Origin of the sequence: Mesorhizobium sp. M1A.T.Ca.IN.004.03.1.1 (assembly GCF_003997555.1) — a bacterium.
Taxonomy (GTDB): Bacteria; Pseudomonadota; Alphaproteobacteria; order Rhizobiales; family Rhizobiaceae; genus Mesorhizobium.
Genome location: NZ_RZTV01000624.1, coordinates 1 through 256, shown reverse-complemented (window position 1 = coordinate 256; position 256 = coordinate 1). Strand labels below are relative to the sequence as shown.

1 protein-coding gene is annotated in these 256 nt (G+C 66.0%); it reads left to right on the top strand.

Features of this window, described 5'->3' with window-relative positions; all coding sequences use genetic code 11:
- Positions 1-256, top strand: a 256-nt coding sequence (locus EOD29_RS33140) for a glucoamylase family protein (protein WP_281059259.1), incomplete at both ends; no start/stop codon positions are given.

The following is a 256-nucleotide window of genomic DNA, read 5'->3' as shown; positions in this document are numbered from 1 at the left end:
CCCCGCTCGGCCCCGATGACGGCACGATCGCACCCTGGGCAGCCCTTGCGTGCCTGCCTTACGATCGGCAGGCGGCTCTCGACGGCACCAAGGCGCTTCTGACGACCTATCCGAACCTGCTCTTGGAAGGCGGCTTTCCCGGCGGCTTCAACCCGACGGTCAAGACCAAGCGGCCGGAAGGCTGGGTGGACGACCGCACCGTCGGCATCGACCAGGGGCTTGTCGTCATGACCATCGAGAACGACCGTTCGGATTT